At 71.4% G+C, this 12,835-nt stretch carries 11 protein-coding genes; 1 reads left to right on the plus strand and 10 read right to left on the minus strand.

Features of this window, described 5'->3' with window-relative positions; genetic code table 11:
• From hpf to efeU, 8 genes are all read right to left on the minus strand, one after another.
• A partial coding sequence (hpf, locus tag M8C17_RS26235) for a ribosome hibernation-promoting factor, HPF/YfiA family (protein WP_252419229.1) occupies positions 1-630 on the minus strand: 630 nt, incomplete at its 3' end.
• A gap of 245 nt (positions 631-875) precedes the next feature.
• Complete coding sequence (locus M8C17_RS26240; protein ID WP_374559212.1) at positions 876-1,571, minus strand: ComF family protein; 696 nt, start codon at positions 1,569-1,571, stop codon at positions 876-878.
• A gap of 4 nt (positions 1,572-1,575) precedes the next feature.
• Positions 1,576-3,387, minus strand: a complete 1,812-nt coding sequence (locus M8C17_RS26245; protein WP_252419230.1) for an LpqB family beta-propeller domain-containing protein — start codon at positions 3,385-3,387, stop codon at positions 1,576-1,578.
• Positions 3,384-5,144 carry an MtrAB system histidine kinase MtrB gene (gene mtrB / locus M8C17_RS26250; RefSeq protein ID WP_252419231.1) on the minus strand — a complete coding sequence of 587 codons (1,761 nt, stop codon included), beginning with the start codon at positions 5,142-5,144 and terminating at the stop codon, positions 3,384-3,386. The genes M8C17_RS26245 and mtrB overlap by 4 nt, the downstream gene beginning before the upstream one ends.
• 12 nt (positions 5,145-5,156) lie before the next feature.
• Positions 5,157-5,846, minus strand: coding sequence for an MtrAB system response regulator MtrA (gene mtrA, locus M8C17_RS26255; protein WP_030331519.1), 690 nt, complete (start codon positions 5,844-5,846; stop codon positions 5,157-5,159).
• A 225-nt stretch (positions 5,847-6,071) separates the two neighbouring features.
• Positions 6,072-7,349 (minus strand): iron uptake transporter deferrochelatase/peroxidase subunit, encoded by a 1,278-nt coding sequence (gene efeB / locus M8C17_RS26260; protein WP_252419232.1) that lies wholly within the window; start codon positions 7,347-7,349, stop codon positions 6,072-6,074.
• Positions 7,350-7,374: 25 nt separating this feature from the next.
• Positions 7,375-8,508, minus strand: a complete 1,134-nt coding sequence (gene efeO / locus M8C17_RS26265; protein ID WP_252419233.1) for an iron uptake system protein EfeO — start codon at positions 8,506-8,508, stop codon at positions 7,375-7,377.
• A 23-nt stretch (positions 8,509-8,531) separates the two neighbouring features.
• Complete coding sequence (efeU, locus tag M8C17_RS26270; RefSeq protein WP_252419234.1) at positions 8,532-9,491, minus strand: iron uptake transporter permease EfeU; 960 nt, start codon at positions 9,489-9,491, stop codon at positions 8,532-8,534.
• Between the two features lie 168 nt (positions 9,492-9,659).
• Here efeU and M8C17_RS26275 point away from each other — a divergent pair, with 168 nt between their 5' ends.
• Positions 9,660-9,818: a hypothetical protein gene (locus tag M8C17_RS26275; RefSeq protein WP_252419235.1), complete on the plus strand. Its 159-nt coding sequence runs from the start codon at positions 9,660-9,662 to the stop codon at positions 9,816-9,818.
• A 73-nt stretch (positions 9,819-9,891) separates the two neighbouring features.
• Here the strand turns inward: M8C17_RS26275 and ahcY are convergent, their stop codons facing one another.
• Entirely contained in the window at positions 9,892-11,391 is a 1,500-nt protein-coding gene (gene ahcY, locus M8C17_RS26280) for an adenosylhomocysteinase (protein WP_252419236.1), read from the minus strand.
• A 278-nt stretch (positions 11,392-11,669) separates the two neighbouring features.
• The gene (gene manA, locus M8C17_RS26285) at positions 11,670-12,833 is read right to left on the minus strand and encodes a mannose-6-phosphate isomerase, class I (protein WP_252419237.1); all 1,164 of its coding nucleotides are present in this window, start codon (positions 12,831-12,833) and stop codon (positions 11,670-11,672) included.
• Between the last annotated feature and the right edge of the window lie 2 nt (positions 12,834-12,835).

The raw sequence follows: 12,835 nt of genomic DNA on the forward strand, positions 1-12,835 counted from the left end.
GAGGGAGATGATCCCGTAGTCGTAGGCGTGGCGGCGGTAGACGACGCTCGGACGGCCGGACTCCTTGTCCTGGAACAGGTAGAAGTCGTGGCCGACGAGTTCCATCTCGAACAGCGCGTCGTCGATGGTCATCGGTTCCGCCGGGTGCACCTTCTCCCGGGCGATGTGCCACGGCTGCTGGTCGTACTCATCCTCCTCGACCCGCTCCGCGACGGCCGTGCCGGCGCGGGCGCCGTCACCGGGCGCGGTCAGCGGGGCGGCGACCAGATCCGCGACCGGCAGGCCGGCGGTGGCTTCGGCGACGGAGATCGGCGCGTGCCGACCACGGTGTACGCGGCGACGGTCGGCCGCACGGCGCAGCCGGGTGTCGAGCTTCGCGATCGCCGCGTCGAGTGCGCTGTAGAAGTCGTTCGTGCAGGCCTCGGCCCGGATCACCGGGCCCCGGGAAACGCAGGTGATCTCCACCCGCTGGCAGTGGTCGGCTTGGCGCGGATTGCGCTCGTGAAACAGCTCGACATCGACACGAATGAGTTTGTGGTCGTAGCGTTCGATCTTTGCGAGTTTCTCGGCTACGTGCACCCGGTAATGGTCCGGCACTTCGACGTTACGGCCCTTGACCACGATGTCCACGTGACCTCCCTTGTTCGGACGGTCTTCGATCCGGTTACCCGGTCGCGCGCCCTGGGGAGCCCCGCTGGCGTCGACCGGTCAGTGCGGCTACGCCTCCTTTCACCGCCGGAGGCGGGTGGAACGACCTCCTACCCCCGACAGCGAAACGCTAACTCCTGTTCGCCCGGCAGTCACCCCATGTTGCCGAGACCGCCCATAATTTTTCGCAGCTCATACACCAACGGGTGAAACGGAAACACGGTCGGTTACAAATGGAGTCGTTTCTCGGTTGCCGCGAGCACCACGGCGACGGTCGGTGCCCGCCCGGTCGCGGCCAGCACCCGCGACGCCGCGGCCAGGGTGACCCCGGTGGTGACGATGTCGTCCAGCAGCACCACGACCGGTGCGCCGCCCCTGCCGGAGGCACCGGAGCGGGGCCGGAAAGCCGCCTCGGCCGCCGCCGCCCGACCGGCGCTGTCCAGGGTCACCGAGTCGGGTCGGGGCAGCGCGCGCAGCGGCCGGTCCACCCGGACCGGCCAGCCGCCCCGGCTCAGACGGGCCGCGCAGTGCCGGGCCAGCCGGTCGAGGTGGTCGCCGTAGCGGGCGCGGGCCGCCGCCGCGGTGTCCGGCACCGGCACCAGCGCCACCGGACGTGCCCGGCCGACCGCCGCCGCGACGGCCTCGGCGAGGAGCGCCCCGAGCGGTCGGGCCAGCCCGTGCCGACCGTGCTCCTTGTACGCCAGCAGAGTCTCCCGCAGCGGGCCGGCGTACGGGCCGAGGGCGACGCAGGGCGGCAGGCCCGGCGGGGCGGGGGTGGGACGGACGGGCCGGGGGCGCAGCGCGTCCAGAGCTGTCACGCAGGTCGGGCAGACCCCGTGCCGGAGGCCCGGCCGGCGCTGCCGGCAGCCCGCGCAGTCGGCGGGCAGTACCAGATCGGCGAGATCCGCCCAGAGCCCGCGCACGATGTCAGTAGAGGAAGAACGGGGCCGACGGGTTGCTCGGTCGGACTCCGGCCGGCGGCGGGGTGATGTCCCGCACCCGCTCGGGTCCGATCCGTTCGAACGGGCCGCTGCGGTAGGCAACCCCGTTCGCCTCGTACATGTACGCCCCGCTGGACAGCGGCAGAGTGCGGTTCGTCGGGTACGCCGTCAGGTGGTTGACCTTGGCGCCCACGTCGGTCCTCAGCGGCGTCTCCAGGGCACCGTCCACGCTGATCTCGTAGATCGCCGGCTGACCGGCCGACCCGGCCACCACCAGCCGGTCCTCACTGCCCCAGTCGACCGCGGTGAGGCCGGTCAGCGAGGTGACCAGTGGCCGGGGCGGGCCGATGGAGACGCCACCGCCGTCCAGGTTGACCGCCGCGACGTAGAGCCGGCCGTCGGCGATCAACGCGACCCGCTGGCCGTCCAGAGCGGTGGCCACCGCGGTGACCCCGGCGGAGGGCAGGTTGAGGGGCAGTTGGTACATCCGGGCGGTCTCGTCGAAGCGGTAGAGCCGACCGTCGGCCACCACCAGACCCTGGGCGGGACGGGAGTCGACGGTGCGCAGCCAGACCGGGCGGCTGATCGAGGCGTACTCGGGCGCGTTCCGGTTGAGCGCGGAGATCGGAACGGAACCGGCGCCCACGGCAAGTCGCTGCCGGTTCTTGCCGCTGCTCACCACCGTCGCGGCGAGGATCCTGCCATGGTCCCGCGCGAGGGCGGCCGAGACGATGTTGCGGTTGACCTCGGGCACCAACGGCACGGCGCCGCTGGGCTCGCCGGCGAAGTCGAGCGGGCGGATCGCGCCCTCGTACACGCCGAACCGCTGCGGACCCTCGGCGATCGGGTAGAGCGAATGGGACACCCGGCGCTCGTGCAGATCCTGCACCGGCTGCGAGTTGTTGCGGATCTTCAGCTCCAGCTCGCCCTTCAGGTCACCGAGGGACCAGGCGAGCTGCGTGATCAGTTGGTCGATCCGGCTCTTGTCGTCACCGGACATGTCCAGGTTGACTTCCCACCGGTCGTTCGCACCGGTGGCGTTGTTGATCAGCTCGGTCTGGTCGGGCAGCCCGACGACGCCGGGTCGCAACCACTCGGACGGCCCGCCGACCAGCCACTTCACCACCTCGTTGACCCGGCGTTCGTCCGGCACCGCGAACGGCAGGTAGCGCTGGTCGGGCACCAGCCGGGTGCGGTCGGAGTTCCAGAAGTAGATCGACTCGTCCTGGTAGTACAGCTGGAGGGCGACGTCGCTGAGCAGCAGCGCGTTCGGCGGGTCCAGGACGTACAGGCCGGCGCGCTCGTCGTTGCCTGTGCCGCCCAGCGCCCCGCTGCGCAGCCGGAACTCGTACGCCGTCTCGGTCGCCACCGGCGGGGCCAGTGTGCCGTTGGTCCGCAGCACGCCGATCTGCTGGACCGTGATCTTCACGGTGGTGGTCGAGTCGCTGTTGAGGGTGAAGATCGTCTCCCGCAGCCGGACCACGGTCAGCGCGACCTCACTGCCCTTCTTCTCCTGCAACCGGGACCGGTGCTCCGGCGCCACGAAGTTCTTGACCCGCTCGTAGGCCCGGTCCGGCTCACCTGCGGCAGCGGACAGGAAGTTACGCACGAACGCGTCGTTGGCGCTGCCGCTGGCCGTACGCGACGGCGGCTCGCTGCGCCGACCGTTGACCGCGCCGGCCTCCGCCGCGGTGCCGCCCTTGCCGTCGACCCGGACGTCGGACGCCTCCGGGATGCCGCACCCGGCACTCAGCAGGAACACCACACCCAGTGCCCCCAGCGCGCGGCGACTCCTCATGAGCGCACCTCCGCTCGCTGCCCGTCCCCGGCCGGTGCCGGGCTGATCGCCAGCGCCCCGCCGGTGCCGGGCCCGATGGCCAGCGGACCGCCGTCCCGGGGGCCGCCGAACGGCAGCGCGGCGTCGGCGGGCACCAGCCGCAGCGGCGACGTGGTCAGCCGGTCACCGGCGCGGGCCGGCAGGGTGAGCCGGAACTGTGCGCCCTGCCCGGGCGCACCCCACGCCTCCAGCCAGCCGCCGTGCAGCCGGGCGTCCTCCAGGCTGATCGACAGGCCCAGGCCGGTGCCACCGGTCTGCCGGGCCCGGGACGGGTCCGCCCGCCAGAACCGGTTGAACACCAACTTCTCCTCGCCCACCTTGAGCCCCACCCCGTGATCCCGGACGGTGATCGCCACGGCGGTCTCGTCGATGCCGAGGGTGATCAGCACCGGCCGGGCCTCACCGTGCTCGACGGCGTTGCCGACCAGGTTGCGCAGCACGCGCTCGACCCGGCGCGGGTCCACCTCGGCGATCACCGGCGTGCTGGGCAGGTCCAGCTCGATCGGGACGCCCACCCGCTCGGCCAGGCCGGACAACCGGTCGACCACCCGGTGCACCACCGGCACCAGGTCGGTGGGCTCGGAGTCCAGCATGGCGAAGCCCGCGTCGAACCGGCTGATCTCCAACAGGTCGGTGAGCAGTTCCTCGAACCTGTCCAGCTCGGCCTGGAGCAGCTCGGCGCTGCGGGCCACCGCCGGGTCGAACTCGTCGCGCTCGGCGAAGATCAGGTCGGCGGCCATCCGGACCGTGGTCAGCGGGGTCCGCAGCTCGTGCGAGACGTCCGAGGTGAACCGGCGCTGCAACCGGGACATCTCCTCCAGGCGCAGGATCTGCCGTTGCAGGTTGGTGGCCATCTGGTTGAACGAGGCGGCGAGCAGCGCCAGGTCGTCCTCGCCGTTGACCACCATCCGCTGGTCGAGCAGACCGGCGGAGAGCCTCTGGGCGGTGCGCGCGGCGACCCGGACCGGGTTGACCACCAGCCGGGTGACCAGGGCCGCCAGCAGCCCGAGCAGGATCACCAGGGCCACGCCGGTGGCCACCACGGTGGCTCGGGCGTCGGCGGCGGTGACGTCCTGCCGGGTCAGCGGCACCAGGTAGTAGAGCTCGATCTGACCGAAGCGGGTGGGCACCGGCGAGCCGTAGACGAGGTACTTCGTCGACTCCCCGGTGAGTCGCCCGGTGCGGATCTGGCTGGCCACCTTGCCGCCGGCGACCGCGGCCCGCAGCTCCGGGCTGATCAGCGGCCGGACGTTCGCCGCGGGCGCGGTGCGGGTCTGGATGACGTTGGGGTAGCCGTCGGCCGTGATCGCGACCACCACACCACTGGTCTGCTGGGGGTCACCGCCGGCCAGGTAGTTGACCGTGCCCTCGATGGTCTCCTGGAGCTGCGCCTCCTGCGGCTGGCCGTAGAGGGAGACCTGCTTGGCCGCGTAGTCGGCGCCGCTGTTCACGCGCATCCGGACGTCGGTGCGGGCGTTGTCCAGCAGGATCGTCGTGATCTTGTCAGCGATCAGGAACGCGAAGCCGCCGACCAGCAGGCTGGAGGCGACCAGCGTGATGGTCACCACCCGCACCTGGAGCGAGCGACGCCAGGTCTGGTGCACCCGGGCCACCACCCGGGCGGCCCGCCCACTCAGCGCGCGCCAGAGCTCCCAGCCGGCGCGGGACCGGCGGGCAGCAGCGGTGGCCGAGGGGTGCGGCGGCGGGGAGGTCGACACAGTGCGACCAGGCTATCCGGTCCCCGCCTTGTAGCCCACGCCCCGCACGGTGAGGATGATTTCCGGGCGCTCCGGATCCGGCTCGATCTTGGCGCGCAGCCGCTGCACGTGCACGTTGACCAGCCGGGTGTCGGCCGCGTGCCGATAGCCCCAGACCTGCTCCAGCAGCACCTCGCGGGTGAAGACCTGACGCGGCTTGCGGGCGAGCGCGACCAACAGGTCGAACTCCAGCGGAGTCAGCTTCACCTCCTCGTCGTTGCGGCTGACCGTGTGCGCCGGGACGTCGATGGTGATCTGGTTGTCAGGCGGCCCGATGGTCAGCATCTCCGGAGCCACGTCCTCGCCCCGGCGCAGCCGGGCCCGCATCCGGGCCACCAGCTCCTTGGGCTTGAACGGCTTGACCACGTAGTCGTCGGCACCGGACTCCAGGCCGAGGACCACGTCGACGGTGTCGCTCTTGGCGGTCAGCATGACGATCGGCACGCCGGACTCGGCCCGGATCGACCGGGCCACGTCGATACCGCTCATCCCGGGCAGCATCAGGTCGAGGAGGACGATATCGGGACGACTGTCGCGAAACGCCGCCAGGGCTCGCTCACCGTCGGCCACGAACGACGGCAGGAAGCCTTCGCTACGCAGCACGATGCCGAGCATCTCGGCGAGGGCGGGGTCGTCGTCGACCACCAGTACCCGGGCTCTCATGGGATTAATATTGCATCCCCATTCAGTTCGGTGGGACCGGCGTCACCGGCACGGTTGGTGCCGCCGGCAAAGTGTCATCTCCCGACCCGTGGCGGCGGCGCCACGTGGTGCGGGGCCCGGCGCGCGGATGGATCCCCCGGCCGGGCTACCACCATGATCCCCCTTCGGCGCCACCGCGCGCCACCGCCACCTCGGGCCGGTCGCGCTGTCGCGATGCGGACGGGGTCAGCCGAAGAGCGTCCGCCCCCAGTGGTCACCGCCGTCGCGCACCCCCGGCGGGCAGGCGAACAGACCGCTGGAGACATGCCGCAGGTATTCGTTCATCACGTCGTGCCGGGCCAACTGGGTCTGGATCGGCACGAACTGCCGGCGCGGATCCCGCTGGTAGGCGATGAAGAAGAGGCCCGCGTCGAGCCGGCCGAGGCCGTCCGAGCCGTCAACGAAGTTGTAGCCCCGGCGCAGCAGGTGGGCGCCGTTGTTCCGGCTGGGGTGGGCGAGCGTGACGTGGGCGTGCTCGGCGATCACCGGCTGCCCGTCGGCACCGCGCGCGGCGAAGTCCGGCTCGTCGAACTCGTCCGTTCTGCCCAGCGGCGCACCGCTGCCCTTGGTCCGACCGACGATCTCCTCCTGCTCGACGAGCGAGGTCCGGTCCCAGGTCTCCACGAGCATCCGGATCTTGCGGGTGACCAGGTACGAGCCGCCGGCCATCCAGTCCGGCCCGTCGCCCGGCTGCACCCACAACTGGTCGCGGAGCAGGTCGGTGTCCTCGGCCTTCAGGTTGGCCGTGCCGTCCTTGAAGCCGAACAGGTTGCGCGCCGTGGCCTGGTCCCGCGAGGTCGACGAGGTACGGCCGAAGCCGAGCTGCGACCAGCGGACGCTCACCACGCCCATGCCGAGCCGGGCCAGGTTGCGGATCGCGTGCACCGCCACCTGCGGATCGTTGGCACACGCCTGCACGCAGAGGTCGCCGCCGGAGAGCTGTGGCTGCAACGCGTCGCCGGGGAAGTTCGGCAGCTCGGCCAGGGCCGCCGGGCGCCGGTCGGCGATGCCGAACCGGTCCCGGCCGTCGGCGTCGCGGAACAGCGTCGGCCCGAAGCCGATGGTCAGGGTGAGCTGCGACGGGGGCAGGCCGAGGGCCTCACCGGTGTCGTCCGGCGGAGCCTCGGGCATCCCGCCGACCGCGCCGAGCACCCCGGCGTCGCGCCCGGCGGTCATCCGCGCGGCGGCGGCCGTCCACTCCTGGAGCAGCTCGACCAGCCGGGCCCGGTCCTTGGTGATCACGTCGAAGGCGACGAAGTGCAGCCGATCCTGGGCCGGGGTGACGATGCCGGCCTGGTGCTCGCCGTGGAACGGCACGGCCCCAGCCGGGTGGTCGCTGGCCGCGGCCGGGTCACGGGACCCGCTGATCAGCGCGCCCGCACCGGCGGCCACCCCGGCGACTCCGGCCACCCCGGCGCCGGCGAGCGTGATCGCTCGCCGGCGGGTCAACCTGCTCCCGCTCATCGACTCGACTCTCCCTGACGTCCGGTCACCGGGCGACGACCGCGGCGACCTTACTGATCGGCTCGGCGAGGGCGTTGATGCCGTCGGACAGCTCCTTGAGCTCGGCCTTGCTCAGGGCGGTGTGCAGCTTCCACCCGTCGCCGTCGCGGTGCTTGCCGAGCAGCGCCTCGACGTTGGTGAACTCGGTGTCCAGTTGCTTCACCAGCTCCGGCGAGCGCTGCTCCAGCGCCGGCCGGAGGGCGGACACGGCGGCCTTGGACCCTTCCAGGTTGGCGGCGAAGTCCCACAGGTCGGTGTGCGAGTAGCGGTCCTCCTCCCCGGTGATCTTGCCGCTGGCGACCTCGTCGAGCAGTTCCTTGGCGCCGTTGGCGAGCTGGAGCGGCGAGAGCTTCTCAGCGTTGGCCTTGGCCACGATCTCCTTCACGTCGACCAGCAGCCGGTCGGCGATCGGACCGTCCTTGCTGATGTCGCCGGACTGCCAGAGGTCCTTCTCGATCCGGTGGAAGCCGGTGAACTCCATCCCCTCCTCGATGACCTCCTCGCGGCCGTCGATCTTGGGGTCGAGGTCGCCGAAGATCTCGGCCACCGGCTCGATCCGCTCCCAGTAGGTCCGGGCCACCGGGAAGAGCGCCTTGGCCTTCGCCACGTCGCCGGCCTTGACCGCGGCGACGAACTCCTCGGTCTTCTCCAGCAGCGCGCCGGTCTGGCTCTTGACGTAGCGCTGGTAGTTGTCCGTGGCACCGGCCAGCGCGGCGTCGGCGGTCAGCGGCTCGGCCGACCCGCTGACCTTGAGCGCGCCGCGGATGCCCTTGCCGCTCATCCCCGGCTTGCAGGCCGTCTCGTACGTGCCGGCCGGCAGCTCCACGTGCAGCTCACGGCTCAGCCCGGGGGCGATGTTCTCCACCTCGCCCATCACACGGTCGCCGGAGGCGTACACGTAGAACTCGGTCACCTTCGCGCCGGAGTTGGTGATCTTGAAGGTGGCGGTTCCCGCACCGAGGTCGGTGGTGCCGACGTCGCAGGCGGTGTCACTGGCCTTGACCACGATCGGGCCGCCGGCGGTGGCCGAGTCACCCTTCTCGGAGTCGGAGCAGGCGGCGACACCGGTCGTGGCCAGCACGCCGGCAGCGGCCAGCGCGAAGAATCGGGTGGTACGCATCTGAGCTGTCTCTCCTCGTGGGGTCAGGCACGCTGCGGCGTGGTCGCCGCCTCGGCCTCGGCGCCGGTGTCGGCCCCGCGCTCGGTGACGGTGGTGGGGGTGGTCGCGGTGTCGGTCGCGCCGGTCGTCGGGGCCGCCTCGCTCGCGGGCGCGGCCGCCGTCGGGACGGGTGCCGGCTTACGCCGGGACGGGCGCAGGAAGAGCAGGAGAACCGGCACGGCGTACCCGACCCAGGCGATCGTCTCCAGCACGGTGGGTGCGGGGGTCACGTTGAACATGCCGGCGAGCAGTGCGGCGTACCAGGTGCTCGGGTCCAGCGTCGTGGTGATGTCGAAGGCCAGGTCGTTCAGGCCGGGCAGGACGCCGGCCTCCTGGAAGTCGTGCACGCCGTACTTGAGGATGCCGGCGGCGACCAGGATCAGCAGCGCGCCGGTCCAGGTGAAGAACTTGCTGAGGTTGATCCGCAGGGCGCTGGCGTAGAGCAGGGCACCGATCACCACGGCGGTGGCGATGCCGCCGATCAGCGCGAGCAACGGCCCGCTGTCGCCGGCCGCGCCCTGGGCGGCGGAGTAGAAGATCAGCGCGGTCTCCAGGCCCTCCCGGATCACGGCGAGGAAGGCCATCCCGGCGACCGCGAGGGACCCGACGGCCAGCGCCTCGGTGAGCTTGCCGCGCAGCTCGCCGGCGATGGTGCGGGCCGCCCGGCGCATCCAGAAGATCATCCAGGTGACGAAGACAACGGCGGCGACCGAGGTGACCGCCTCGAACAGCTCGCGGTCCTCGGAGCGGGCCAGCAGCGAGGTCGAGGTGTACTCGATCAGCCAGCCGAAGAGCACCGACAGCGCGACGGCCAGGCCGACCCCTGCCCAGACCTGAGGCAACCGGTCCCGGCGCTGCGACTTCACCAGGAAGGCGACGAGGATGCTGACCACCAGGGTCGCTTCCAGGCCCTCCCGCAGACCGATCAGGTAGGTGGCGAACATCCGGGCTCCGAGATCAATAGGTACGCCTCAGCTTACTTAGGGCAGCCATACCTTCCTCCTGTTCAGAGGGCCCGTCAAGTTGTTCACGACAAGCTCACCTGGCCCGCGAGCGACCACGACCGGGCGACGATCAGCGGGGTGCCGTCCGGCTGTGGAAGGATCCCCGCCGTGAGGGGATTCCTGCCGTGGCTGACGGTGCTGGCCGTGGTGCTGCTGCTCAGCGCACTGCGCCTGCGGGCACTGGCCACCGTCGTGTCGCTCGGCTGGCTGGTCTGGTGCCTGTGGACGTGGTTCCGCCCCGCCCGCCGCCGTTCCCGCCCGGACTGACCGGCGTCGGAGCGGTCCGGAGACGACGAACCGGGCCGGCTGCGAACAGCCGACCCGGTGCGTGACGCGTCGATCAGTAGCGGTAGTGGTCCGGCTTGAACGGACCCTCGGTGGAGACGCCCAGGTAGGCGGCCTGCTCCTTGGTCAGCGTGCTCAGCTTCGCGCCGAGCGCGCCCAGGTGCAGCCGGGCGACCTTCTCGTCCAGGTGCTTGGGCAGCACGTAGACGCCGATCGGGTACTCCTCGGTCTTGGTGAACAGCTCGATCTGGGCGATCGTCTGGTTGGCGAACGAGTTCGACATCACGAAGCTCGGGTGCCCGGTGGCGTTGCCCAGGTTCAGCAGGCGGCCCTCGGAGAGCACGATGATGGCGTGCCCGTCGGCGAAGCGCCACAGGTCGACCTGCGGCTTGATGTTGACCCGCTCGACGTCCGAGCGCTTGGCCAGGCCGGCCATGTCGATCTCGTTGTCGAAGTGGCCGATGTTGCCGACGATGGCCTGGTGCTTCATCCGGGCCATGTGCTCGTTGGTGATGACGTTGAAGCAGCCGGTGGCGGTGATGAAGATGTCCGCCTGCTCGACCACGTCGTCCAGGGTGGCCACCTGGTAGCCGTCCATCGCGGCCTGCAGCGCGCAGATCGGGTCCACCTCGGTCACCACGACCCGGGCGCCCTGGCCGCGCAGCGACTCGGCGCAGCCCTTGCCCACGTCGCCGTAGCCCATCACGACGGCCATCTTGCCGCCGATCAGCACGTCGGTGGCCCGGTTGATGCCGTCGATCAGCGAGTGCCGGCAGCCGTACTTGTTGTCGAACTTGCTCTTGGTCACCGAGTCGTTGACGTTGATGGCCGGGAAGAGCAGCGTGCCGGCGCGGTGCATCTCGTAGAGCCGGTGCACGCCGGTGGTGGTCTCCTCGGTGACGCCCTTGATGCCGGAGGAGATCCGCGTCCAGCGCTGACCGTCCTCGGCGAGCGAGCGGTGCAGCAGTTCGAGGATGACCGCGTACTCCTCGGAGTCGGCGGACTCGACCGGCGGCACGGCCCCGGCCTTCTCGAACTCGGCACCCTTGTGCACCAGCAGGGTGGCGTCGCCGCCGTCGTCGAGGATCATGTTCGGGCCCTGCCCGTCCGGCCAGGTGAGCACCTGCTCGGTGCACCACCAGTACTCCGGCAGGGTTTCGCCCTTCCAGGCGTAGACCGGGACGCCGGCGGGGGCCTCGGGGGTGCCGTCCGGGCCGACGACGATCGCCGCGGCGGCGTGGTCCTGGGTGGAGAAGATGTTGCAGGACGCCCAGCGGACCTGCGCGCCGAGGGCGACCAGCGTCTCGATCAGGACGGCGGTCTGGATGGTCATGTGCAGCGAGCCGGTGATCCGCGCGCCGGCGAGCGGCTGTGCCTCGGCGAACTCCCGGCGGATCGACATCAGGCCGGGCATCTCGTGCTCGGCGAGCTGGATCTCCTTGCGCCCGAACTCGGCGAGCGACAGATCCGCCACCTTGAAGTCGCCCTCGGCGAGGGTGCTCGGCCGAGCCTCGGACGGCGTACCGCTGGGAGACGCCGGGAGGGTGCTGGTCATGAAAGCTCCTGTCGAACGATGTCTGCGCCGACTCTCCACCTTACGCGCGCCAGGGACGGCCGGCCGGGGACGGTCGGCGGACAGCGCACGGGGCGGTCGGTGGTGGACGAAAAATCCGCCCACGTCCCGCCCGCCCCGTGCATCCCCCCGGTTTGGTTCCCCGCACGTTGTCGGACCGTCGTCGCGATAACGCTGCGTACTCATAGAGTCACACTCAGCCAGAGGCGAGTCAAGCTATTCCGGGAAAGTCGGACTTGTGTCGGCGCAGCGAGCGACCGTCAGCGCAACCCAGCGGTTGCCACGTACGCCTCACCGTTGCCGCTGACCCGCAGCGACTCGCCCGCCGCGGTCCCGATCGCCGCCTGGCCGGAGGCCAGCGTCAGCGCCCCGGCCCCGTCGTCCACGGCGATCGGGCCCACGGCACAGAGCACGACGCGAGGTCCCGGGAGCGACAGCGTGACCGAGGGCACCGCCGAACCGACCCGCACCCGGTGCAGCGCGAAGTCGTCCACCGGCACCGGCCAACACTCCACCCCCGGCGCAACCTGCTGCGCGGCCCGCACCGGATCGTCGAGCACCTCGAAGCGCAGCACCCGCATCAACTCGTCGACGTCCACCCGCTTCGGGGTCAGCCCGCCACGCAGCACGTTGTCACTGGCCGCCATGATCTCCACGCCGCAACCGCTCAGATAGGCGTGCAGGTTGCCGGCGGGCATCCAGATGGCCTCCCCGGGCGACAGCCGCAGGTGGTGCAGCAGCAGCGCGACCAGCACGCCCGGGTCGCCCGGGTACGCGAGGGCCAGCCGGCGGGCCAGCTCCGCGTCCGGGCCGTCCGTCGACGCCGCGACCACGGAACTCAGCAGATCGTCGCGCTCCGCGAACGGCCAGCCGAGCAGCGTCCGCACCGCCGTACGCAGCCCCGCCGGCCCCGTCCGCAACGCGGCGACCACCGGCGCCAACGCCGGTACGCCGAACGCGTCGAGCGCCTCGGCCGACACCACCGGGTCCCGGAAGCCGCACAGCGCCTCGAACGGCGTGAGCGCCACCAGCAACTCCGGCTTGTGGTACGGATCGGAGTAGTTGCGCTCCCCCGGCGGCCGTCCGGTGTCCGCCTCGTAGCCCGCCCGGGCCTGCTCGGCGTCCGGGTGGGCCTGGAGGCTCAGCGGAGCCTCTGCGGCGAGCACCTTCAGCAGGAACGGCAGCCGGCTGCCGAACCGATCCGAGACCCGCTGGCCGAGCCACTGCCCCGGCTCGTCGCGCACCAGGTCACAGAGGCTGACCCGGAGGCCGGCCCGCTCGACGCTGGCCGGTGCGCCCGGGTGGGCACCCAACCACAGCTCCGCCTCGGGGCCGGCGCTGGGCACCGGTCGCCCCTGCAACATGGCGATCGCCGAGCGGGACCCCCAGGCGTAGTCCCGGATCGGTCCGTACAACAGTTCCACCG

Source organism: Micromonospora sp. RHAY321, assembly GCF_023896955.1.
Lineage (GTDB): Bacteria > Actinomycetota > Actinomycetes > Mycobacteriales > Micromonosporaceae > Micromonospora.